Consider the following 24,488-nt stretch of genomic DNA (forward strand, 5'->3'; position numbering starts at 1 on the left):
GGCAAAGGCAGTGCAAAAATCAATCCACCAAAATTACATTTTTTTTACTATTAAAATCATATAGTTACTTATTAATTTATCTTTACAGCCACATATTTTTGGCTGTATGAAACCAGTGCGGTTATAAATAACCATTAATGAAAAGGCTTTAACCAATAAAAAAACCCGCCGTAGCGGGTTTCTTTTTTATTGCTAGTTATTAGTGCTTAATCACGGTTACCTAGCAAAGCCAGCAAGATGTTTAACAAGTTAACAAACAAGTTATAAACATCAAGGTACAGATTCAATGTCGCCATTACATAGTTAGTCTGGCCACCACGTACAATCTGGTTTACGTCATACAAAATGTAAGCTGAGAAAATAAGTACTGATACACCAGAGATAGCCAATGACAATGCTGGAATCTGGAAGTATAAGTTTGCTAAACCGGCAACAATCACCAGAACCAAGCCAACCATCAGGAATTTACCAATGCCACTGAAGTCACGTGCCGGGGATGAGCCGATACCAGCCAGTGTTAAAAAGGTAATCCCTGTACCCGCTGCAGCCAAACCTACAATCTCGGCACCATTACGTAAATGCAATGCATACTGGAGAATTGGGCCAAGCATAATGCCGAATGCGAATGTCATTGCCAACAGCAGCCACACACCAATACTGCTATTCTGGTTAACAGCAATCAGTTTGAACATACCAAACATCACAGCCAGAAAGCCGATTGCGAATATGAACGGATGCGCCGCCAAAAATCCAAAATTCATTTGCAGGCCTACATAGGCGCCAATGACGGTTGGGATCATACTCAAGCCGAGTAGTGCATATGTGTTGCGCAACACGCGGTTCTGCGTATCGGATACATTACCCTCACGACCTAAAACTTGCATATCAGACATAATGTTTTCTTCCTCTCAAATAAAACGTTATTACTTTTAACTTCTAAACCTTTAACTTTCAAGAACTAAGATAAGGGCAAATGGACAAAGTTTCAAGTTTAATCATCACTTTTAGACTATTTATCCTAAATTTTCCAGATGGCATAAATCACTAGTGCGATTAGCAGGATTCGGGTGATTTGATAAACTGTCCGGTTCCAGCGTTTGAAGCGGCGACGATATTGTCCAACTACCCAGGCGTAGTGAAACAGGCGGTTAATCACGCCGGTCTGGTCACCATCTTCATTGGGTGAGCTGGCCGCTGTCACAATGGTATTAGCTAAAAAACGATTCACAGACTGTGCCCAGCGATAACGCATTGGACGCTCGATATCGCAAAACAGGATGATGCGGTTTTCATCAGTTTTGTTATAGGCTTCATGGATGTAAGTTTCATCAAACATCACCGCTTGTCCATCGCGCCAGCTGTAATTTTCGCCATCAACCTTGATATAGCACAAGTCATTATTCGGCGTTGCCAATCCCAAGTGATAGCGCAATGATCCTGCATACGGGTCGCGGTGCGGATTCAAGTGCGCACCTGGTGGCAGTTCGGCAAACATGGCGGCTTTGACGCTGGGGATACTTTGCAGCAAAGCCACTGTTTGCGGGCAATAAATGCTGGCGGAAGGATGCTCCGCGTCATACCACTTCAGGTAAAAACGTTTCCAGCCGGTTTTGAAAAATGAATTGAAACCGGCATCGTTATTGTTTTTAGCGGCGGCAATACGTTCCTGGTCGCGCACATGCAGGGCTTCCTTGAGGATGTCCTGCCAGCGGTCGCTGATCACTTTCAGTTCTGGGAATTCGCTGACTTGCACGTAAGGCGTCGTCGGTGCTTTTGAAAACAGGTATAAAAACACATTAAAGGGCGCCACAATGCCTGAGTGATCAAACAGTTGCCTGTAAAACTTATGCCGCACCTTGCCGCGAAAGTGCACGTAGCTGACAGAGGCTAAAAATATCCCTAAAACAATCCATTTCATAGCAATTACCGATGATTGAGCTTGAAAAATTACTTTTTAATTAAGTGCTTAGCTTACTTTATCCTGGCGTGATTAGAAAGCCTTCACGCAAACAAATCTGCTTCCTTTAAGCCCACCAGCGCAACCCGTTTTACGGCATCTACATAATCAGCTGATTCACGTAGCGCAATCATATCTGCCGGGTGATGCGCGCCGTGCATACGCGCTAAGCGCGCAATCGTTTGTGCAGAAATGCTCCATTCGAGGTTTTCCAGTAACTCATCCGCCAGATCTGGGCGGTTGCACAACAACACCATATCGCAACCGGCATTCAGCGCCGCCAGTGTGCGTGCTGTCACATCGCCCGCTACGGTCGCGCCTTCCATACTCAAATCATCGCTAAAAATCACGCCGTTAAACCCCAGGCGCTCACGCAATACTTTTTGCAACCAGCGCGGCGAGAAACCGGCAGGTTTTTCATCCACTTTAGGATAAATCACATGTGCGGGCATAATCGCATGCAAACCCTCATCAATCATCTGGCGGAAAGGTTGCATGTCGTTTTGCGCAATCTGGTCAAACTCACGATCATCCACCGGAATACTGACATGTGAATCAGCTACCACAAAGCCGTGCCCGGGAAAGTGTTTGCCAACTGCCGCCATACCGCCTTTTTTAAGGCCCTGCATCAAATGAAAGGCTAATTCATTAATTGCCTGCGGATCGCGGTGAAAGGCACGGTCGCCGATGACCAGGCTATCGCCGTAATCCATATCCAGCACGGGGGTAAAACTGAAATCCACTCCATGTGCACGCAACTCAGCTGCCAGGATATATCCGGCCTCTACTGCCAACTCTTTCGCTTTACGCGGATTTTTGTCCCAGATATGGCCAAACTCTCGCATGGGTGGAATTTTTGTAAAGCCTTCGCGAAAGCGCTGCACGCGCCCGCCTTCATGATCGACCGCAATCAATAATGGCGGCTGGCGCACGGCATGAATGCTGGCGGTCAGTGCTTTTAACTGCTCACCATTCTCAAAATTACGCGCGAACAGAATCACGCCACCCACCAGCGGGTGTTGCAAACGGCGGATGTCATCAGCAGTGAGTTCTTTGCCAACAACATCCAGCATGACGGGACCTAAAGACATAAAGTTTCCTGATGTTTTCTATGAATGATTTAACCTGTTTGGCCCAGGCTAGCTCAATTTTAAACGATAAAGGCTGGTTACTTCTTTTGATCTTGCAGCAAAAAGCGGGTCCTGCTTATCCTGTGATTTACCATGTTTAGGCTGCGTGTCTAAACGCTCAATCACTTGCAAGCCAGCTTCAGCGATCCAGCCTGTTAAATCATCTGGTTTGCGCAAGCCAATCAGCTCCGCCAGATTTGACATGACCAGCCAGGCCTCACCATCCGGGTTTAAATGCGCTTTAACACCACTTAAAAAACCCTTCAGCATCCTGCTATCGGGGTCATATACCGCCTGCTCGATCGGCGTGTTGGCCTTAGCTGGCAGCCACGGCGGATTACACACTATTAAATCGGCTTTGCCTTCCGGAAACAGGTCTGCTTCAACAATCTGAATATTGGTAAGCATATTCAGTTGCTGTACATTGTCTGCAGCGCAGATTAAAGCGCGTGGACTGGTATCCGTAGCAATGACATTTTTTACGCCACGTGTCACCAAGACGGCGGCGATGACACCGGTACCGGTGCCTATATCCCATGCAACCTGAGGATTATTGAGTAGCGCCTGGTCAATCAGTTCTAGATACTCACCACGTACGGGCGAATACACCCCGTAATGGGCGTGGATATTGGCATTCAGCGCGTTGATGGGGACGCCCTTTTTACGCCATTCATACGCGCCGACCATACCTAACAGCTCACGCAACGAAAGTACCAGGCGTGCGGGTAATTTGTCTTTTTTCTCATCAACAATCAATGCGCCCTGCACTGCCGCTTTCACATCCGGTGCACGCGGTAAATCACATTGCCCGTATTTAAGCTCAATCAACACTTTGTTCGTGATGTTGGCACGGTCGATCTGGCGTGCACGGTGCTGGTGAAAACTCTCCAGCATCGTAGCGGCAGGTTTGACCGGTTTGCGATCTACACGTCGCGTAATCGCCTGCAATAATTGTTTGGCATTTTGAAAATCGCCACGGTAAAGTAAAGCGGTGCCTTCGCAGGCCAGACGATAGGCCTCGTCTGCTTTTGTCGTGTCATCTGCGATGACTACGGCTTTTGGCGGCAGATTGCCTGCTTCTGACTGCCAGTCAGCAGCTTGTGTTTTGTTTTTTTCGTACCAGTTAACTTGGTTCAATGGGGTTCCGATAGGTATATGGATAAAAATAGGACGGATGGCACACGTTAAAGTTTGAACGGGCTAAAGTCCGTATGCGTGTCGTAGTAATCTTCATTTTCTGCACGCTTCAGAAACGCAACGATTTTATAAGTAACTGGCGTAAAAGCAATTTCAACCAGCACTTTGGCGACAAATTGCGCCAACACGATTTGCGGCATCATAGCATCCGGAAACTCTCCAGAACCATAAAATGCCAGAGGAAAAAACAATATCGTATCTACCGCTTCACCAAATAGTGTCGAGCCTATGGTACGACTCCATAACCAGCGCCCCTTGGTGAGGATTTTCATTTTGGCCATGACAAATGAGTTCACAAACTCTCCTGCCACAAATGACACTAATGAGGCGATGGCAATACGTGCTGTCGAACCAAATACCGATTGATAGGCAGCCTGATCGTGCCATTCAGGCGCCGGTGGAAGTGCTACTATGACCCATGCCATCAGGCTGGCAAAAGCCAGGCAAATAAACCCGGTCCAAATCACCCGCCGGGAGGCGGCATAGCCATACACTTCAGTGAGGATATCTCCAAAAATAAAGCTGATCGGGAAAAACATAATGCCCGCACCAAACGTCAGCGCACCCATCAACGGCATATGAATCTCGGTGATCTTACCTGGGCCAATAATATTGGAGCCGACCAGCACCACGGCAAAAGCCGCCATGATCAGGTCGTAATAACGATATTGCTTTCTCATGATCTGGATTCGCTTCGAACATCCAGTTTGTCACGCAGCACATCGCCACCCAGGTTAATCGCGAGAATTAGGCTCATCATGCATACACCTACTGTCAACACATAATGCGGGGCTACCAGCATAAACCTGACTGCATCCCGTAGCATGGCACCCCACGAAGCATTCGGTGCTTGTATACCTAGCCCCAGAAAAGATAGTGACGCTTCTGCGATCATGACGCTGGCCATGCTGTAAGCGGCTTCAACCAATAAAATAGAAATCAGCAGCGGCAATATATGCAACAGCATCACCCGTAATGAACTGGCACCAAGTGACTCTGCCGCCAATACATGCAATCGTTCCCGCAATGCCAGCGTTTGCCCACGGGATAATCGCGCATAAGTCACCCAGCCTGTGAGGCATAAGGCGAGGATCAAATTATTAATACCCGCGCCTAATACCGCAGCAAATGCAATCGCCAGTAAGATACCGGGAAATGCCAGGAAAATATTGGTAAGCTGCATCAAGGCATGATCGAGTTTTCCGCCCTTGTAACCGGCGATCAAACCAATACTGATGCCTATGGTCATGGTCACTGCGGTGACTATCACGGTGACCATAAAAGAAACTTCTACGCCGCGGATCACACGCGCCAGGATATCGCGACCGAGGTCATCTGTACCTAACCAATGTTGCAGGCTGGGCCATTGCAGAATCGCTTCAAGATCGGTGTGATTGGGGTTTGTGCCAACGATATGAGCCATGATGACTGCAAACAGCCAGAAAGCCAGCGTAGACAATGAAAAAGTTTTCATCGTGCGCCTCTGGTGCGAGGGTCAAGCCAGCGATAAGCGAGATCTGTTGCCTGGTTGATCAGCACATAGCTCAATGCGATCACCAGCACACATGCCTGTGTCACCGGGTAATCGCGCTTCTCTATACTATCCACCAGCAGGCGACCTATGCCGTTCCAGCTGAAAATGGTTTCGGTAATCACAGCACCCGCCAATAGACTACCCATTTGCAAACCGACGATGGTGACCAGGGGCAGCAACGCTGCACGCAATGCATGTTTTAATAAAACCTGCCGTTCGCTCAGGCCTTTGGCACGAGCAGTGCGGATATAGTCTTCGTTCAACACTTCCAGCAGGCTGGTGCGTGTCATGCGTGTCAGAATGGCACTCAGGCCTAAGCCTAGGGTCACCGCTGGCAAGATAATGGAGGCCGGACTGCTCATACCACTAACCGGCAACCAGCCTAACCATACCGCAAATACCAGCATCAACACCGGCCCCAGCCAGAATGCGGGCATGGCGGCGAGACGGATACTCACCATGGTCACCATGACGTCCTGCCAATGTCCGGCTTTCAGGGCTGACCATATCCCCAGCGGAATACCTATTAATAAGCCTATGCTCAATGCAGTGAATGCGAGTATCAGTGTTGCGGGATAAGCCTGTGCCAGCAATTGCGTGATGGGTGTTTGGGTATGAATAGAAACGCCAAAATCCCCTTTAAGGATGTTCGAAACATATTGCCCAAACTGCATATACAAAGACTGATCCAGGCCAAGCTGGACTTTAAGCAACTCGCGATCTGCCGGGCTGGCGGATTCGCCCAGCATGACATCGACCGGGTCGCCGGGCACCATATGTAACAAGGCGAAGGTCAGACAGAGTACGCCAATGATCACTGGCAATAATGAGGTGAGGCGTTTAATCATTCACACCATGGGGAATAGATTGACCTTCTACCCCCCGAGCTTCTGTCTGTTGATCATTTTGTAATTGATTAAGCCGCTTTTGATCTTGTGGCGCTTGATCATGAATATTCACGGTAGTACCGACCGGCACCTGGTCAAATAGCGCAATTAAATCAGCATTGCGCATGCGTACACAGCCATGCGAGCCGGGCGCACCAAACGCAGTCGCCTCCGGCGAGCCGTGTATGTAAATATAACGCTGCATGGTATCGACATTTCCCAGGCGATTTTTGCCAGGCTCTGTGCCACTTAACCAAAGAATGCGGGTTAATATCCAGTCACGCTCAGGGAATTGCTCCTTTAATTCAGGCGTAAATATTTCTCCAGTCGGCCGGCGACCTCTAAATACCGTATTCTCAGGCACATCAGCACCAATTTTGGCACGGATAATATGGCTGCCCAATGGCGTACAACCGCTATCTTTGACACACCCAACGCCATTAGCGGCAGTGGAAACTGCATAATGGCTAAGCTGCTTGCCGCTGTCGTCAAACAGCGTCAAAGTCTGTGCCGGGATGGATATTTCAATGTGCATAAGCATTATTCTAAGCGATTTGCCGGGGATTTGCCTTGAGAATGGCCGCTGATTTAATGGCAGCTCTATCTCACGCGGTAAATTACATTACAATCTTTGCCATTACGTTTAATGAGTTTTGCATATGCCGCATCACGAAATGCATTTTTTACAGCGCAGCGGCTGGTTAAGGGCTTCAGTGCTGGGCGCTAACGATGGCATTATTTCCACCGCCAGCCTGTTGATGGGTGTCGCGGCGGCAGGTGCTGGCAATCATGCATTGTTGATTACCGGTATTGCAGGAATGGTCGCTGGCGCACTTTCGATGGCGACTGGTGAGTATGTATCTGTCAGTTCGCAAACGGATATCGAGCAAGCGGATCTTGCCCGTGAAGCCAGGGAATTGCGGGAAGACCCGGATAGTGAACTGCGCGAGCTGACAGGCATTTACGTCCAGCGCGGATTACCCCAGGAGCTTGCGATTCAAGTCGCACAGGCACTTTCGCATCATGATTCACTGGCCGCGCATGCACGCGATGAACTGGGGTTGCATGACTTTAACCAGGCCAACCCTTTGCAGGCAGCAATGGCTTCGGCGCTGGCATTCACCAGTGGTGCCGCCCTGCCCTTGCTCATCGCCTGGCTGGCGCCTCATGCGCAAGTGCAGCTATGGTTAATCTGCAGTACCTTGCCGTTTTTGGGATTACTGGGTGCAGTGGCTGCGAAGGCCGGTGGTGCCAGTGTGTGGAAAGGAATGAGCCGTGTTGTGATTTGGGGTGCACTGGCTATGGCCGCAACTGCCCTGATTGGCCATTGGTTCGGGGTAAACCCTTAACTATTCATCGGATGGCTGGAACACAACTTTGGCCAGCCCATCCCAATTACCGTCTGGCATCGGCTGGTAGGCTTCGACACTGCTGCGGTAAGCTGCGAACTGGCCTTCATACCAGAGCGGTATATACGGTAACTGTTCATGAATGCGGCGGGTGACTGCTGGCCAATCTTCATTTTTCAGCAAGGTATCCAGTTCAGCATCCCGGTAACCGCCACGGTTAAAGCCTTGGGGTGGCGCACTGCCTGAACCAAACACTTTGCTATAGATTTCTGGGGTTTTAATACCCACCCAGGTCAGCCCTGATAGCTGAAAATTACCTTTTTGCACATCGGCAAAGAAAGTCCCCCAATCCAGGCTTTTAATCTGTAAATCAATGCCTGCTGCCTGCATTTGTGCCTGCAAAATCGTGGCCAATCGCACGCGTTGGGGGTCGGTGCTGGTTTTGTATACCAGCGTTAGCGGTAGTTTGATGCCTGCTGATTGCAATAGCTGCCTGGCCAGTTCCGGCTGATAGCTGTAAGGCTGTAATGCAGGATTACCAGCATAATGTTCTGGCGGCAGGATGGCATTCGCCTGCCGGCTGTGGCTGACCATGACCTTGTCAATAATTGCCTGCGTATCAATGGCATAGGCAATGGCACGCCTGACCCTGACATCGCGCAGGAATTCAGCCTGCACATTCAAGCCGAGATACGAATAGTTGGCACCAGCCACGGTTTGCACTGTGATATCTGGCTGTTTTTGCAGGTATTTCACCAGTTCAGGCGGCAAATCTCCCTGAATGAGGTCCGCTTCACCTCGCTTGAGTTTTAGCACACGAACATTTGGGTCCTTGACTTCATTGAAGCTGACTTTGAGACCGTCACTCAGCCTGACTAGCTCAAGCTCGCTATCCCAGCAATTAAGTTTGAATGGGCCACTGCCAACAGGTGCATGACCAAAATCATGCCCCGCTGTAATCAGTTCAGCGGGTAAGATACCGATAATCAGCCTGGCCGGGAAATGGGGATCCGGGCGGCTAAGCTCAAAATCAATGGTGTGTGAATCCGGCGTGCTGATCTGTTTGATATGCTTGAATTCAGCAGTGTGTGGCGAGTTTTTGAGTTGCAACAAACTTTCATAAGTAGCTTTCACGTCGGCAGCGGTCAATGGTTTGCCATCATGAAAGACTGCCAATGGCCGCTGAAGCTGAAAGCGGTAATGCAGTGCATCCTGCATTTGCCATGAAGCTAACCCTGGCACCTCATGCGAAGCCGAATCAAACTCAACCAGCCGCTGATAAAGCAGATGATTAACCCGCTCCGAAGCGGCATCTGTGGCATACCTTGGATCCAGGTTAACTGGCGCTTGTGCGATTGCAAACACCAGCGCGCGCGGCTCAGTGTCTGACTGGCAGCCTGACAACACCAGCGCAATCGCTAATAAGCTATAGCCTGCAACTCTTCTCAACAACATGTCAAATGCCTTCAAGCAACTTCGCTAAATCAAACGCGTTCAAACACAGCGATTGATTCCACATGTGCGGTGTGCGGGAACATATTCATGACACCTGCGGCTTTCAACTGATAGCCTTTAGACTGGGTCAAAATCGCTACATCACGTGCCAGCGTAGAAGGATTACAGGATACATAGACGATTAACTGAGGCGCGCCTTGGCCATCATCCGGCAATGACTTGATCAGCTCCATCGCGCCATCACGTGGCGGATCAATCAGCCATTTATCAAAATAACCCAGGCCTTGCAGCAGTTCCGGCGTCATATCAAACAGGTCAGACTCAGCAAACTCGACATTACTGATGCCATTTAAATGGGCATTTTCAATCGCGCGTTTAACCAATGCCTGTGCGCCTTCTACACCGTAGACTTGGGCACCACTGCGGGCGATTGGCAACGTGAAGTTTCCCAGGCCACAGAAAAAGTCGGCAATGCGCTCACCCGCTTTGGGTTGCAACAATTGCATGGCGCGACGGATCATCACCCGATTGATACCCGGGTTTACCTGGGTAAATTCTATCGGGCTGAACGGGTATTCCAGGTTGTATTCAGGCAGGCTGTAATGCAGGCGGTCACTGTGGCCAAATAAGGGCTTGGCGGTGTCCGGGCCTTTGGTCTGCGTCCAGAATTGCACGCCATGCCGTTCCTCAAAAGCTTGCAACAAAGGCAAGTCACGCTCTTCGAGCGCTTCCAGGATACGCAGAAGTAATACAGTGGCATCTTCGCCGACTGCCAGTTCAATCTGAGGCAGTGACTGCCTGACGCTTAACTGCCCTATCAATTCCTTTAGTGGCACAATCAGGTCAGAAATGGCTTTAGGCAGCACCTGGCAGCTATCCATAAACGTGACATAGCTAGTACCTTTTTCATTGAAGCCTACCAGTACGCCGCCTTTTTTCTCTACGTACTTGACTCGCAGACGCGCTTTGTGACGGTATTGCCAGGGCGTACCCTGGATTGGTGGCAGTATTTTTTCAGGCTTAATACGGCCAATGTGCCATAAATCTGCTTCCAACAACCTTTGCTTGGCAGCCACTTGTGCAGAAAACTCCAGATGCTGCATGGCACAGCCGCCGCACGTGCCGAAATAGACACAGCCTGGGGTAACACGCTGGCTGGAAGGTTTAAGCACTTCCAGCGTGGCAGCGACTTCGTAGGTAGCTTTTGAATAATGCGACGCAAAGCGCACTTTTTCAAATGGCAATGCGCCTTCGATGAAAACGACTTTGCCATCGACATGCGCGACCCCTCGACCTTCCTGGTCCAGGGATTCGATGACGGCGATGCGGGATGTTTGTTTCGCCATGGACGCTGGCGACAGGCGGGTTCTTTGACGGTTGCTTCTCATAGCTGTTATTTTACCTGAATTGGGCTTACAATCCTTCACGAAGCACTGCAAATAAGGGAGACCATATGTTAAAAAAATGGAGTCTATGTATTGCTCTGGTGATGGCAGTTTGCTCCGCAACCTGCCTCGCAGATGTCGCCATCCAGCAGGATGAACATGGTGTGGATTATGTGACTGGTGGAATCGGCTCGGAAGAAGTTGAGGCGCTGGAAGCGTTTAAAAAGCAATTCAACCTGTATTTCCTGTTTTCGGAAGGTAAAATTGGCCGGCTGGTAGATGGCGTCAGTATCACTATCATTGATGCCAAAAAACAGACCGTATTCAGCCTGGATCAAGCGGCCCCCAGATTACTGCTCAATCTACCTAATGGCAAATATTCCATTATTGCCAGCTACCAGGGAAATACCCAGCGTTACACTTTCACCAGCAACGCAAAAAAACATCAGCGTGTGATTCTGAACTGGAAGAATGCCAATCTCGATGAAGATTCACGCGAAGACCACAGGGAGGAAGACGCGGCGCCTGATGAAATTAAAAACGATACCAGGGCCGCATTGCCTGGCACTAGCTGACTTTAAGCTGCCGATCCTTTAAGCTGAGCTAACTGGGGTCCAGGCCGCTAGAAATTGTTGCCAGTGCGTGCCGGCGTAACTAGTCAAGGTCTCACGCGTCACGCGGATTTCTTCTTCATATTCCGCTTCGCTTAAATGGCCGCGCATTTTCAGAAAACGCAAATAAACCAAATGGGTATTGGCAACATCGGTTTCACAGTAATCGCGTATCGCCTTGATTTCACCATTTAAATACGCTTGCCACACTTTGCTGCCGTCCATGCCCAGTTTACCGGGGAAGCCACATAACTGTGCCACCTGATCCAGAGGCGCATTGGCACGGCCGCTATACATTGCCAGCACATCCATCAGATCCAGGTGACGCATATGGTAGCGGCTGATGTAGTTATTCCATTTAAATTCTTTATCATCCTCGCCCAGATCCCAGTAACGGGGCGCAGTAATGCCGTGCACCATGGCGCGATAGTGCAAAACCGGCAAATCAAAACCAGCACCATTCCAACTGACGATATTTGGCGTGTATTTTTCAATGCCGTCAAAAAATCGCTGGATGATTTCTGCTTCAGAGGAATCTTCGTCGCCCAAGGTCCAAACCTTGAACTGGTTGCCTTCACGCAAAGCACAGGAGACAGCGCATACACGTTGCAAATGATGCGGTAGAAAATCATTACCGGTTTGCTGTCGGCGTTGGTGAAAAGCGATATTGGCTACGTCAGCATCACTCAAACCGGAAGGAAGGTCGTGCAATTGACGTATACCGTCAACATCGGGAATAGTTTCGATATCAAACACAAGGCTGCGAAGCATAAGAGCCACAATCCGGCAGGATTGCCTACAAAATAATATGGTCGTAACCATATCACAGGCAATGGCTACCTCACTAGCCGAAAATCCTCGTCTTTGAGCAATTTAAAGACTTTGGGGAATTAATTCACCAGTCAATTGTTCACAGGCATTGGCCTTAAAACCAGCCAATCACCTGCTAAAAATCAGGCAATTTCCAGCTGTAAAATATCCTGATCATTATTTTCCTGCAGCCATTCCGCAGGCGCTTTGTGCAATCGGATCGGCGTTTTCATCTCGTCCCCTTCAAACGTCAGGATGGCGTAGCTAATATCCTCTGGCGCTTCAATGGGGGTGAATTTACCAAAACCAAAATCAGCATTACGCATGACTTGCCAGGCACCTACCGGCTCGGTGTATTCAGGCTTGGAAAAATAATGTGCGATTTGCTTGTCAGTCGCAGTTTTGAGCACGCAATCATTTTCGCGTGACATCACCGACCAGCGATAATCCAGACCGTCGGCAATCGGCTGCAACTGCAAGATATACCAGTGCAAATTTTCACGCACCAACTGTATCAACGATCGCACGCGGCCAGTTTGCTGATTCAGGATATAGTAGATCCCGGAATCTTCCTGTCGGATAGGTTGGCCCAGACGAGGTAGAACGAAAAGATTATTTGCCACAACAAACTCCTTCCATTGCAATATGCACTTAGTTTGCATGCAATGACCATGCCTGAAATTTAAATAAAGTGCTTTTACCCCTTTGTTTTTTGATTTGTTGTAGCGGCAAAAATATTACTCAACTACTCTTTAACGCATGGTCATTTCATAAAACTTGAATAATCTATTTTCTTTACAAGGCCTTAGCGCGATGCAGACAATTACTTCCTGGCCCACTGTCCGTCGCGCTGTACCATCCAGCCTGCTTGCGCTCTATCAATCCAGCGCTGGGCGAATGTGCGTTGTATCTCACCTTCCCACTCCGGGTGACCATTTGCGGCAGCAATTCCCTGATATAGCTTTGCGCGGTCAGCATTTTCATCTTTCACCAGCGCGGTCAGCGCACTACGTTGGGACAATGGCACCAATCCGGCATCCTTCACGGCGACAAATCCATCAGCAGTCAATCCCACTGCGCCCGATAGATAATGCGGTGATAGCAATTGATGACGGTTTTGCATACTGGCTTTTACTGCAGCAACAGCGGGCGTGTTTACATCAAGGTCGGCTGCTGCATGTACCTGCATCGACAACAATCCAAATATCATGACAAATATCAGGTGCTTAAAGTTGTGATAACAATCAAGCGTAAATAGTTGCAATTTCCCTAACCATGGTTTGCGTATTTTGATGATTGAACTCATGGTGCAGACTCCTGATTAACTGATAGTGTCACTGCTGGTGTGGCTGCAGGGACATTGCTTTCTTTAGGGGTTGGGTTGGGCGCCTTATCCGGATTATGCGAAGGAGCTTGGCCAGCAGGTGTTTGCCAGATTTCGTCGATCACTTTATCGGCTGCTTTTTCAGCCGCCGCGGCAGGAAAGTAGATATTGATCGTGACGCAAGCGGTCAATCCGCACGCGGCAACTGCCAGTAAACATCCATTTACCCAATGCCGGTATGGTTTAGCAAAAGCGAGTTTCAATCTGGTTCCTTTCACAAAATTCCGCTTGTTTTAATCAGTTAAACAAGTTCTAGTCGATAATGATTTTACTATTACTATCCGTTACCCGCTGCATGCGTGCCAGCACATCTTTCCAGCTGACATACCTGGTGTACCCGTTCACATTGACCGAAGGCGCACCTTTGCCTTTGACAATCACAAAGCCATCGGGAATCGCTTCCACCCCACCCATTTTGCAGATATCACCACGCAATTCACAGCGCAAGCCAATTTTCTCGTAGCCAAATTCTTTAAAGAACCGCAGGAAAGTGCGTTGCAAGGCTGCAGCCGTGCCTTCCCCACCCAGTGCGGTAATATTCTCAACAGCACGCTGCGATATCTTCTTCTCAAACGGTCCATCGGCAGTCTGAATGACAGCATCCATATATACCGGCTTCCAGTTTTGCAAACGCAAGTGCCTGATATCGCCTTCCAGCTTGCCGGTAATCGAGCCAAAATTAAATGTACGCGTAATTTCACCCAGGTCTATATCGCGCATGGTGAAGTTGGCGTGCAGCTTTGGTACTGCACCTAAGGGGTCATCAATATCCAGGTCAGACATACCGACCATGCCATTAAACAATTTAAACTGCATATCGCCTGTCATGCGCAATTCGTGGTTGGCATAGGTGATTAAGGGCACCGACCCGGTTATCTGGCCACGCATGGTCGGCCAGTCCAGCGACTGACTGAACTGTGACATGCTGATAGGCTGCATATCCATTCTCACATGCCAGACCATGCTTTGATTGATCCAGGCAGCGGAAAGATCCTGAAACTCCAGCGCACCATCCAGTATCGGCAACTTCAGGCTGGGTGAAGTGATCGAATAACGGTTCACCTCAGCCCACCAGCTGGTGGGCCCCAGCGGGACTTTTAAAACATGACCGGACTGGTAACCCATGGCTATCTGTGTTGGTTGCTCATAATCCCACGGGATATTGGCATTAAAATGGCTAAAGCCAAATTTGCCGAGCTGGTCTTCGAGGCTCGCATCGGTAATATTCAGGTGAAATTTTAATGGCTGCAATCCTTTGGCTTCAAAAGACCAGTCAGCTTTGCCGGAAACTTTCAGGTGACCAAATGCCGAATCGGGGATCAATGGCTGGATGAATGCCTGGTAAACGCCGTTAAAATCAACATCACTGGCATCGACCTTTAATAAATCGAATTCTTTGCTGACCAGGTTGACGCGGCTCTGGCTGTGCAATGTACCTACGCCAGGTAAGTTAAGGGTCGCTTGCTCGACATCAAGATAAGGCTGCCGGTAAAACCCTTTGATTTCAAAGCGCTTGTTGCCATCGGCAAAATAAAACGGTTGCCAGAATAATTCACCCTGCTGCCAATCGAAAATACCCTGCCAGCGCCAGCCACCCGCTTGTTCATGCGCAGAAAGACTGACCTTGCCGGTAAGTTTATCCGCCGCATGCAAGCCTTCTGCATCACTGAACTTTGCCTGGTTTACTGATAACTCCAGGTCTACGCCCCTTGCCATTTCACCGCTTTTACCAACCGATTTCCAGGTCGGTGTCACCAGCAACTCAAATGGGATGTTGGAACGGATATCTTGATACAAGCCATCTTCGCAACGCCAGGTTTGCGTAGCCGCTTGTGCTGGGACCAGACAATGAAGGTGAAACTTGCCCCACACTGCGTCATGCAATGCTTTAACTTCAGCATCCAGGGACAAAGTGGGTTGCAGGACCTTCTGCCGGTAATCCAGGAAAATGCGTGGATGCCTGACCTGGTATGGCTCCATTTGCAGTTGATCGGAAGTAATCAGCAAGGTCGGGCGCTGGCTGATATCGAGTGAGATATTCGGTTTATCCAGTTTGGCATCACCCAGTGTCAGGCGTTGGGCATTGATTTTAACCTGTTGTTTGCTGCGTAAATCCAAGACGGCATTGGGTTTATCGAGTCGAAACAGGTCGCTGCTGATACTGTCTGCGCTTAAGCTAATTTGGCTGATGGCACAGGCCTGTGCTGACCATAACATCAGGCTCAGGCACCAGATGCGCATCAGTCTGGGAAAACTCCGGTCGACAGGTAACGGTCACCGCGGTCGCATACGATGGCGACAATCACAGCGTTATCGACTTCTTTGGAAAGTTGTAGCGCACTGTATAGAGCCCCGCCGCTGGAAATACCGGCAAAAATACCTTCTTTATGCGCCAGTTTGCGCGTGGTATCTTCCGCATGTTTCTGGCTGACGTAACGCAGCTCATCGACGCGTTTGGCATCAAAAATGGTAGGCATGTAGGCTTCCGGCCATTTGCGGATACCGGGAATCTGTGCGCCATCTTCCGGTTGCACACCGATGATCTGGATGGCAGGATTCTGCTCTTTAAGAAATTTTGAGGTACCCATGATGGTACCGGTAGTACCCATGCTGGAAACAAAATGCGTGACTTTACCCTCAGTATCACGCCAGATTTCCGGCCCGGTGCCTTCATAATGCGCGAGCGGATTATCCGAATTACCAAACTGGTCCAGCACAATGCCTTCGCCTTCTGCCTGCAGCTTCATCGCGACATCACGCGCCAGCTCCATGCTGCCGTCTTTAGGCGTCAGCACCAGCTCAGCACCATAGGCTTTCATGCTTTGGCGGCGTTCAACGGACTGGTTTTCCGGCATTACCAACACCATTTTATAACCACGCATGGCCGCCACCATCGCCAGTGCGATGCCGGTGTTGCCACTGGTCGCTTCAATCAGGGTGTCGCCAGGCTTGATATCGCCGCGTTGTTCGGCACGCAGAATCATGCTGTAGGCAGGCCTATCCTTCACCGATCCGGCCGGATTATTGCCTTCGAGCTTGAGCAAAATGGTATTGCTCTCATTCGGGTTCATGCGTTGCAAGGCGACCAACGGCGTATTGCCGACAAAGTCATCTAAAGTTTTATATGGTTTCATCACAGACTGACAGAGATTGTGTTCCGGACCCGGAATCAACCGTCATCCAACATTTCAAATTTGAGGAATAATTTAATACACTCGCCAGCTTAATATATGTAAAATTCCCATATTGTTACTGAGTTAGCTGGTGAAGTACGCATTTTACATAAACTGACCGCATCACAAAAACAATAATTGCCGAGGAAAAACGGATGTTGAAAAAGTGGCTTAGCCGAGTGCTTGTCGTCATGTTACTTCCGATCCAGCTTTTTCCGAAATTAACCGATACGGTTAACGTTCGTTACAAGGTTATTTTCCTCAATAACGTTTTCACCTTTGCTGGCCTTGTTTCCCTTGCAATGAGCGTGATCCGCTGGAATACCAATCCGTTTCTCGGCAAAGTCGACCTTTTATTCTCCTGTATCGCTTTTATCCTGCTATGGATACTGCACCGCCACCATAAACTGGTTGAATTAATTGCGAGCATTGCCCTCTGGCTATGTTTCGTACAATTTCTGATCGTGTTTTTTCTCGCCAACGGCAATCCAACTCGAAGCGGTCTGCTATTGCTGGTACTGGCTTCCGCTTTTTACCTCAAAGGTCGCAAAGCGGGGTATTCGATGCTGGCAATCATACTAGCTCTGGTGGTGGGCAATCATTTAACAGGAATGTTCCCTTCGGAATTCAATAACCTGGATATTCTCAGCCTGGGGTTTTACATGCTGGCCCAGTTTTTTATTATTCATAACTATGAAAGCCTGCGCGAAACACAAACCAACTACCTGAAAGCGTTAAATACGGATCTGGAAGCCCTGGTTAAGCAACGCACCGAACAGCTGGCGGCCGTGAATTCGGCGCTGGAGAAAGAAAAAGAAAACCTGACCAGACTTTCCAGCACGGATCATTTAACCGGCTTGAGCAATCGTCACCACTTCGAGACAGTATTTGCCGAATACTCTCCCGCTGCGCGTGGCAAAACGCCTGATGCGCTGATATTGATCGATATCGATAATTTTAAAAAAATCAACGACACCTATGGGCATGTGCTGGGTGATAAGGTGCTGAAGAACGTGGCAGCATGCATTAAACAACATAGCCGGATTTCGGATATTGTCGTGCGCTGGGGTGGTGATGAGCTGATTGTGTATGCGCCTCGCACGTCACTCAAGCAAGCCTCTCAACTGGCTGAAAAGATGCGCAAACAAATACATTTACTCAATATTAGCGAGATAGAGTCAATCACCATCAGCGCGGGGGTTGCCGCGATGCAAGCCGGTGATACACTCTCACACTTGCTGCACCGCGCTGACAATGCGCTGTATGAAGCCAAACAGGCCGGGCGTAACAATGTATATTCGGCTGAGTTAGGCTAATGCGCTGTTGGAAAAAAGTACCTGACAACTCCGGATTTAGTTTTATTTATGATGTTTAGATTCCCTGCCCTTGTTTTAGTCGTTTTCTTGCAGTTGATACTACTAAGCCCTGATTTATACGCGGAGCAATGGCAAGCGGTTCAGGGCCGCGAAAAATTCCTGACTGTGTCCGTGGACCTGGACTCTCTGCAAGTCGGCCAGCTCGACGATATGATCCGCTTCAAATTAAGGGCGGACGATCATGATGACACCATCACTACCAAATACGTGCAGGCATCGTGCAGCGAATTTTCGATAGAAGCAGAACGTGAAGTGGTGTTTCATAAATCCACTATGACTTCAGAAACACTGGACTGGAAAAATGATAACGCGTTAAAGAGCAGCGCTGAATCCTCCCAGGCCAGATTGTCATTCTGGGGATATACCCAGTCTTACGGGCAAGCGATTTCACTGGCATGCCGCAAGGTCGGCAATCGTGCGCCAGAGCGTTTGTTAAGCATGCCTGCTACCAGCGAACAGTGTGCAATGACGAACCCGTTACGTAAAGTAGCGTGTGCCAGTCATGGCAGCTGGCGTGCCAATTACAAGTTATATATGTCGCGCTCGCATGATGTGATCCATAACTGCGGTATTGCGGAAGACCGCATGACCAAACAGGCGGCATGGTTGTTGAAGAATGTCATGCGCTGCCAGAATGAAAGTTGCGGTAATGAGATTCTGGAGAACTGGATACATAAACGCGGCGAAGATATTGCCAGCGTGATTCATATGCCGAAGAATGCCAGCTACAGCTGGAGCAGCCAGCAAGGCCCAGTATGCAAATCGCTCAATCAGGCTGATCAGGCGATTGCAAGCATGCAAACTGAAGAGATTTACGCCAAGGCCAAATACCTGGGTTGCGTAAAACGCGAAACAGCCAGACTACGCGCTGCCAGCATCCCAAATGACATGCTTCCGCAGTTGGCTGAGCAATCATGCGAAAGCCAGTTTCAGGAATGGCATGAGACGATATCCAGGCAATCTGCCATGCTGGAAAAAACAACATCTCATTATTAATGAAAAAGGCGCTTTAAAAGCGCCTTTTTCTATGCCGCCAGCAGAATAATCATTAACGACTGCAACGTCTCGCACGGAACAGGAACACTGCATACGTGCCAAAAGCTAAAAAGCTGATCAGCCCCAGTTGCGGCAAGGTCAGACCAAGGAAAGTCCAGTCAATCGCGGCACAATCACCGGTACCACGAAACACCAGCGTCAAGGCTTTCTTCAGCGGGAAGTTTTCAAACATATAATCAAACCCCACGCCGCAGTCGGCAATGATTTCGTCTTTATGTACTTGCAACCACCAGTGACGAATCGCCACGCCCACGCCGCCCAAAGCAGTCAATACCTCAACCACTGCCAGACCGGAACTTAACCAGGATTTGGGCGGTAGAAATGCATGCAGTAAAAACAGCACGCCTAAACTCATAAAAATAATGCGCTGTGAAATACACAGTGGACAAGGTTCGAGGTTGTAATGCACCTGGATTGCCAACGCCAGCGCGACTATCCCGAAACAGGCCAGAAACCCTAACACGTAACCGCCTTTACCCTTAAACCATTGACACATTGCCTGCTCCTGCGCATTGAATAAAATTGAATTGTAATGGATTAAGCGCTAATGCGGCTGCTGATGTAGACATGGGCCTGACTTTGATGAATGTTTGAAGCTGGCATCAGGATGCGGCAGATATTGCATCACTCTCGCGCATGGCTGACTTTTGCCTGACCTCGTGATGTTTCTTTTTATAGTAGTGAGCAACCCGTTTCACATAATCACGTGTTTCAGGATATGGCGGAATACCTTTATGCCGTTGCACGGCATTTTCGCCCGCGTTGTAGGCTGCAGTCACCAACTCGACATCACCTTTAAAATGGCCGATTAGCCAGCGTAAATATGAAAGCCCGCCTTTGATATTCTGTTCAGGGTCATAAGCATCTTTAACATGGAACCTGGCCTGCGTGTCCGGCAATAATTGCATCAAGCCCTGCGCCTTCTTGCGTGAAGTCGCTTTCGGGTTAAAGCCAGACTCCACTGCGATTACCGCCATCGCCAGGTCAACATCTACACCATACTTGGGAGCATGCTTTTTCACTAACTGATAGACCGGGCCACGTTTGCGGTACAACACTTGTGCCGCAGAATTTTCATGCGCATGCATACATGCTGGCAGTTTTGCCAGTTCGGCATTGCCCGGCTCTTTATCCAGCCATTCCCTGGCCTCCCTATGTCCTTGTATGGCCGCCAAACTAAAAAAGCGTGCCGCAATATCATGATTCACTTCCACACCTTTGCCAGTGCTGTATAACCAACCCATGGCAAATTGTGCATCCGGGTCGCGCGCCTCGCCCGCGAGCGCACAATAATGCGTGTAGGCTTGCTCATAACTGCCAAGGCCCAAGGCATTTTTAGTACCTGAAGCGAGGCTGATTTGCAGCTTGATAAATTGCTTGTAAGCATCATTCTGCATTTTTGACTGCTCACGGGTATAAGTGGTGTTTGGCTCAATGACTGCTGGCATATCATCTACTTCAATCTCTTTCGCAGGTTGGGATGTAGCAGCTTCATCAATCGCAGGCTCACTTATACCAGGCTGGCTGACGACAGCCTCGTCATCCGCCATAGACGCCAACGACCATAGCGCAAAAAAAGCTATCACCAACCAGGTTGTAAACCAGGTCTTAGTCGTAAGCAAAATGAATTTATATAGAGAATAGGAATTTGTGTTTTGGCTAGCTCGCATTGTTTGACACCATATTAAATATCGCAATGCCCCACTCTTTAAAAGACCTCGAGGAGCTGACAAAGTGCCAACTACATTTGTTAAAGAGTGCGAAAAACATGATTAAAATTTGTTTTTATAATTTCTAAATGGCTGGTGGTGTACTGAAAACCTTGCCGGTTTTATAGAAAAATAGCCAAACTGCAATCAGCTGTTGGATAATGTAGGCCTATGGCTAGTTTGTTATCGACGTCTTCCAAGCAACTCTTGAGTGTCAGTGACCTGACGCGTTTAACTAAAGAATTACTCGAGACCAGTTTTCCGTTGTTCTGGGTCAGTGGCGAAATTTCCAATTTCACCCGTGCGGCCAGTGGTCACTGGTACTTTTCGCTCAAGGATGCCAAAGCACAAGTCCGTTGCGTGATGTTTAAAGGGCGCAACAGCCTGGTGGAAAGCATGCCGCGCGAAGGTGATTCGATAGAAGCGCGCGCAACGGTGACACTGTATGAAGCGCGTGGTGATTTCCAGCTGACCATCGAGTTCATGCAACCGGCCGGTTTAGGGCGCTTGTACGAAGCTTATGAGCAACTAAAACAGCGCTTGCAGGCCGAGGGCTTATTTGACCAGTCTCGCAAGCAACTTATCCCCGGCGACCCGCATACCATCGGCGTCGTTACTTCTCCCGATGCAGCGGCGTTGCGCGATGTGATCACGGCGATACGCCGACGCCACCCTGGCATTGCGGTAATCGTTTACCCGACGCCAGTGCAAGGCAAAGGCTCGGCCGAGCTGATTGCGAATGCCATCCGCCTGGCCGATCAGCGACAAGAAGTTGATACGCTACTGATTTGCCGTGGCGGCGGGAGTATTGAAGATTTATGGTCATTTAACGAAGAAGTCGTAGCGCGAGCAATTGCCGATTGCCGCCTGCCGACCATCAGCGGCGTGGGCCATGAAACCGATTTCACCATTGCTGACTTTGTCGCTGATTTGCGTGCTGCCACGCCTACCGCGGCGGCAGAACTGGCCTGCCCGGATCAGTCGCAATTGCGTTTACAGGTTTCCCAATTACAACAAAGACTGATGCGAGCCATGCAATCCCTGTTGCAAAAACAGGCACAAACGCTGGATTATTTATCGCGCAGGATGATTTCACCGGCGCAGCAGTTACAGCAGCAAAAGCAATCCCTGGAGCAATGGCAACACCGTTTGCAATTAGCCATGCAACATCTTTTGAATAAACAATTACGGCGGCTGGACCATTTTTCGACCAGCCTGCAACAGCTGAATCCGCATCAGGTACTGGCGCGTGGCTATGCCATTGTGCAAAAAACGGATGGTCATGCAGTCACAGATTCCCGGCAACTGACTTCGCAGGAACCCTTGCATGTCACTTTATACAATGGATCGGCAGAAGTGGTGGTTACCGAGATCCACCAGCCAGATCAGCAATCCTGATTACCTTGCGGATAATTGAAAAATTTACAAACTCTTAACACAGGGCACACAGGCGCGGCTGCAAAAGTCATTGGTTAAGCTGTCAAATTGACAGATAATAAACGTTTGCTTTACGTAGTTCACACAATGGACAATACAAAAAGTCAGCCTGCGGCATTGCATACCATGGCACTTGCCGCCCTCGGGGTCGTATTTGGTGATATCGGAACCAGCCCCCTCTACACGATGAAAGAAGTATTTGCGGTAGGTCATCACCCATTACTACTCACACAAGATAACGTTTACGGTATTTTATCGTTAATAACCTGGGCACTCCTGCTCATTGTTTCCTTCAAATATGTAGCCTTTATCATGCGGGCGGATAACCGCGGTGAAGGCGGGATCATGGCCTTGCTATCCCTTGCCAGCCGCTATGCAGGTGGTGAACCGGAGCAAAGAAAGCGCATTATGATGCTGGGTATTATCGGCGCCTGCATGTTTTATGCAGATGGCATGATTACCCCGGCGATTTCAGTATTATCCGCAGTCGAAGGCCTGGAAGTCGCCGCCCCGCAACTGGATAACTGGATAGTCCCCATCACCTTGCTGGTCCTGTTTTTACTGTTTTGGGCGCAGAGTAAAGGCACCGCGGTGATGGGCGCGTTTTTTGGCCCTATCATGCTGACATGGTTTGCGGTGCTGGGTATTTTAGGCGCAATTAACATTAGTCATCACCCCGAAATTCTCAAAGCACTGAGTCCTTATTACGCTTTCCTGTTTTTTAGTACCCAACCCAAGATTGCGTTTATTGCCTTAGGTGCGGTAGTACTGGCGGTCACAGGTGCCGAAGCACTATATGCCGATATGGGGCACTTTGGCCGCAAACCGATACGATTGGCCTGGTTCCTATTCGTATTGCCTGCCTTAATCTGCAACTACTTCGGCCAGGGCGCATTGATTCTTTCCGAACCTGACTCTATCCAGAACCCGTTTTATCACCTTGCCCCCGACTGGGCTCTTTTCCCACTGATTATCCTGGCGACCCTGGCCACAGTGATTGCCTCACAAGCCGTGATCACGGGCGCATTCTCTGTCTCCCGCCAGGCCTTGCAGCTTGGCTTTATCCCGCGCATGCACGTTGCGCATACCTCTGAACAAACCGAAGGCCAGGTCTATATGCCGAGGGTAAACTGGGGCTTGATGATTGCGACCATGGGGCTGGTACTGATTTTTGGCAGTTCCGGTGACCTGGCTGCTGCTTACGGCATTGCCGTGACTGGCGACATGGTGATTACCACCCTGCTGGCAGCAGTGGTTTTCCATCATTTGTGGGGGTGGAGCAAGTTCAAAACCGCCTGCCTGATTTCACTGTTCCTGGTCATTGATCTGTCTTTCTTTACCGCCAACATCCTGAAAATTCCTGATGGTGGCTGGGTGCCGCTGTTGATGGGTCTGATCATCTTCACCCTGATGCGCACATGGAAAACCGGCCGCGCTTTGTTATACAGTACCCTCAAATCAGAATCGATGGAGCTGGTACCGTTTATTAAAGCGATAGGTGCGCACCCGCCTGCACGCGTCAACGGCGCCGGTGTATTCATGACACCTAACCCGGACGGTGTGCCGCATGCACTGTTACACAACCTGAAACACAACAAGGTATTGCATGACAGCGTCGTGATTTTGACAGTACGTTTTGAAGATTACCCTTACACCAACAGGGAAGAACGCGTATTGGTTGAGAATCTGGACTTTGGGTTTTATCGCGTCACCATCCGCTATGGCTACATGGATGAACCGGATTTGCCGCGTGACCTGGCATTGACCGAAGCACAAGGTTTGATACTGGATGCCATGGACACCTCTTTCTTCGTTGGTAAAGAAAGTCTGATTGTGTCTGACAAGCCAGGCATGGCCTTCTGGCGCAAAAAAATATTTATTGGTTTGTTCAGGACGGCAGAAACCATTACCAACCAGTTCAAATTACCGCCTAACCGGGTGGTTGAATTGGGGTCACAAGTAAAAATTTAAGTTGGTCAACATGACTGTGTCACACTAGAATGTTATAAAAAATAACCCGTATCCAGTCTGGGTGTAT

23 protein-coding genes and 1 pseudogene are annotated in these 24,488 nt (G+C 49.2%); 6 read left to right on the forward strand and 18 right to left on the reverse strand.

Features of this window, described 5'->3' with window-relative positions; all coding sequences use genetic code 11:
* Window positions 1-206: 206 nt before the first annotated feature.
* From ASG34_RS02145 to ASG34_RS02180, 8 genes and pseudogenes are all read right to left on the reverse strand, one after another.
* Window positions 207-893, reverse strand: coding sequence for a Bax inhibitor-1 family protein (locus ASG34_RS02145; protein ID WP_055825994.1), 687 nt, complete (start codon window positions 891-893; stop codon window positions 207-209).
* A gap of 125 nt (window positions 894-1,018) precedes the next feature.
* Complete coding sequence (gene lpxO, locus ASG34_RS02150) at window positions 1,019-1,918, reverse strand: lipid A hydroxylase LpxO (RefSeq protein WP_055825995.1); 900 nt, start codon at window positions 1,916-1,918, stop codon at window positions 1,019-1,021.
* An 83-nt stretch (window positions 1,919-2,001) separates the two neighbouring features.
* Window positions 2,002-3,048: a beta-N-acetylhexosaminidase gene (gene nagZ, locus ASG34_RS02155; protein WP_055825997.1), complete on the reverse strand. Its 1,047-nt coding sequence runs from the start codon at window positions 3,046-3,048 to the stop codon at window positions 2,002-2,004.
* Between the two features lie 48 nt (window positions 3,049-3,096).
* On the reverse strand, window positions 3,097-4,224 hold the full coding sequence (locus ASG34_RS02160) for a methyltransferase (protein WP_055825999.1): 1,128 nt from the start codon (window positions 4,222-4,224) through the stop codon (window positions 3,097-3,099).
* A 47-nt stretch (window positions 4,225-4,271) separates the two neighbouring features.
* Window positions 4,272-4,964, reverse strand: a complete 693-nt coding sequence (locus tag ASG34_RS02165) for a queuosine precursor transporter (protein WP_055826001.1) — start codon at window positions 4,962-4,964, stop codon at window positions 4,272-4,274.
* On the reverse strand, window positions 4,961-5,758 hold the full coding sequence (locus tag ASG34_RS02170; protein WP_055826003.1) for an ABC transporter permease: 798 nt from the start codon (window positions 5,756-5,758) through the stop codon (window positions 4,961-4,963). Before ASG34_RS02170 ends, ASG34_RS02165 begins: the two co-directional genes overlap by 4 nt.
* Complete coding sequence (gene nikB, locus ASG34_RS02175) at window positions 5,755-6,666, reverse strand: nickel ABC transporter permease (protein ID WP_055826005.1); 912 nt, start codon at window positions 6,664-6,666, stop codon at window positions 5,755-5,757. The genes ASG34_RS02170 and nikB overlap by 4 nt, the downstream gene beginning before the upstream one ends.
* A 97-nt stretch (window positions 6,667-6,763) precedes the next feature.
* Window positions 6,764-7,240, reverse strand: a pseudogene (locus ASG34_RS02180) (L,D-transpeptidase family protein); the annotation flags it as partial.
* A 124-nt stretch (window positions 7,241-7,364) separates the two neighbouring features.
* Here ASG34_RS02180 and ASG34_RS02185 point away from each other — a divergent pair.
* Window positions 7,365-8,054, forward strand: a complete 690-nt coding sequence (locus ASG34_RS02185) for a VIT1/CCC1 transporter family protein (protein WP_055826007.1) — start codon at window positions 7,365-7,367, stop codon at window positions 8,052-8,054.
* On the opposite strand, the gene ASG34_RS02190 is transcribed toward ASG34_RS02185, so the two are convergent.
* Together ASG34_RS02190 and rlmD are read right to left on the reverse strand one after the other, a co-directional pair.
* Window positions 8,055-9,509 (reverse strand): ABC transporter substrate-binding protein, encoded by a 1,455-nt coding sequence (locus ASG34_RS02190; protein WP_055826008.1) that lies wholly within the window; start codon window positions 9,507-9,509, stop codon window positions 8,055-8,057.
* 29 nt (window positions 9,510-9,538) lie between these two features.
* Window positions 9,539-10,897 (reverse strand): 23S rRNA (uracil(1939)-C(5))-methyltransferase RlmD, encoded by a 1,359-nt coding sequence (rlmD, locus tag ASG34_RS02195; RefSeq protein WP_055826010.1) that lies wholly within the window; start codon window positions 10,895-10,897, stop codon window positions 9,539-9,541.
* Between the two features lie 65 nt (window positions 10,898-10,962).
* Between rlmD and ASG34_RS02200 the strand changes: the two genes are divergently transcribed.
* On the forward strand, window positions 10,963-11,469 hold the full coding sequence (locus ASG34_RS02200; RefSeq protein WP_055826012.1) for a hypothetical protein: 507 nt from the start codon (window positions 10,963-10,965) through the stop codon (window positions 11,467-11,469).
* A gap of 18 nt (window positions 11,470-11,487) precedes the next feature.
* Here ASG34_RS02200 and ASG34_RS02205 read toward each other — a convergent pair whose 3' ends face one another.
* The 6 genes from ASG34_RS02205 to cysM form a co-directional block, all read right to left on the reverse strand.
* On the reverse strand, window positions 11,488-12,276 hold the full coding sequence (locus ASG34_RS02205) for a 3'-5' exonuclease (protein ID WP_055826013.1): 789 nt from the start codon (window positions 12,274-12,276) through the stop codon (window positions 11,488-11,490).
* A 182-nt stretch (window positions 12,277-12,458) separates the two neighbouring features.
* Window positions 12,459-12,938, reverse strand: coding sequence for a hypothetical protein (locus tag ASG34_RS02210; RefSeq protein ID WP_055827264.1), 480 nt, complete (start codon window positions 12,936-12,938; stop codon window positions 12,459-12,461).
* A gap of 200 nt (window positions 12,939-13,138) precedes the next feature.
* Window positions 13,139-13,525, reverse strand: coding sequence for a YdbL family protein (locus ASG34_RS02215; protein WP_055827267.1), 387 nt, complete (start codon window positions 13,523-13,525; stop codon window positions 13,139-13,141).
* A 92-nt stretch (window positions 13,526-13,617) separates the two neighbouring features.
* Window positions 13,618-13,902, reverse strand: a complete 285-nt coding sequence (locus ASG34_RS02220) for a hypothetical protein (protein ID WP_369814561.1) — start codon at window positions 13,900-13,902, stop codon at window positions 13,618-13,620.
* A gap of 49 nt (window positions 13,903-13,951) precedes the next feature.
* A complete protein-coding gene (locus tag ASG34_RS02225) occupies window positions 13,952-15,916 on the reverse strand; it encodes a hypothetical protein (RefSeq protein ID WP_235559633.1) in 1,965 nt (654 codons plus the stop codon).
* A 23-nt stretch (window positions 15,917-15,939) separates the two neighbouring features.
* Window positions 15,940-16,833 (reverse strand): cysteine synthase CysM, encoded by an 894-nt coding sequence (gene cysM / locus ASG34_RS02230; RefSeq protein WP_055826017.1) that lies wholly within the window; start codon window positions 16,831-16,833, stop codon window positions 15,940-15,942.
* Window positions 16,834-17,027: 194 nt separating this feature from the next.
* On the opposite strand from cysM, the gene ASG34_RS02235 reads away from it, so the two are divergent.
* Both ASG34_RS02235 and ASG34_RS02240 read left to right on the forward strand, forming a co-directional pair.
* The gene (locus tag ASG34_RS02235) at window positions 17,028-18,188 is read left to right on the forward strand and encodes a GGDEF domain-containing protein (RefSeq protein ID WP_055826019.1); all 1,161 of its coding nucleotides are present in this window, start codon (window positions 17,028-17,030) and stop codon (window positions 18,186-18,188) included.
* Window positions 18,189-18,236: 48 nt separating this feature from the next.
* Complete coding sequence (locus tag ASG34_RS02240) at window positions 18,237-19,244, forward strand: hypothetical protein (RefSeq protein WP_235559634.1); 1,008 nt, start codon at window positions 18,237-18,239, stop codon at window positions 19,242-19,244.
* A 52-nt stretch (window positions 19,245-19,296) separates the two neighbouring features.
* On the opposite strand, the gene ASG34_RS02245 is transcribed toward ASG34_RS02240, so the two are convergent.
* Both ASG34_RS02245 and ASG34_RS02250 read right to left on the reverse strand, forming a co-directional pair.
* Complete coding sequence (locus ASG34_RS02245; protein WP_055826021.1) at window positions 19,297-19,800, reverse strand: disulfide bond formation protein B; 504 nt, start codon at window positions 19,798-19,800, stop codon at window positions 19,297-19,299.
* A gap of 106 nt (window positions 19,801-19,906) precedes the next feature.
* Complete coding sequence (locus ASG34_RS02250) at window positions 19,907-20,854, reverse strand: lytic transglycosylase domain-containing protein (RefSeq protein WP_055826023.1); 948 nt, start codon at window positions 20,852-20,854, stop codon at window positions 19,907-19,909.
* 330 nt (window positions 20,855-21,184) lie between these two features.
* Between ASG34_RS02250 and xseA the strand changes: the two genes are divergently transcribed.
* Both xseA and ASG34_RS02260 read left to right on the forward strand, forming a co-directional pair.
* Window positions 21,185-22,411: an exodeoxyribonuclease VII large subunit gene (gene xseA, locus ASG34_RS02255; protein ID WP_055826025.1), complete on the forward strand. Its 1,227-nt coding sequence runs from the start codon at window positions 21,185-21,187 to the stop codon at window positions 22,409-22,411.
* Between the two features lie 126 nt (window positions 22,412-22,537).
* Window positions 22,538-24,421 carry a potassium transporter Kup gene (locus ASG34_RS02260; protein WP_055826027.1) on the forward strand — a complete coding sequence of 628 codons (1,884 nt, stop codon included), beginning with the start codon at window positions 22,538-22,540 and terminating at the stop codon, window positions 24,419-24,421.
* The last annotated feature ends 67 nt before the right edge of the window (window positions 24,422-24,488 follow it).

Source organism: Methylophilus sp. Leaf416 (genome assembly GCF_001424665.1).
Lineage (GTDB): Bacteria > Pseudomonadota > Gammaproteobacteria > Burkholderiales > Methylophilaceae > Methylophilus.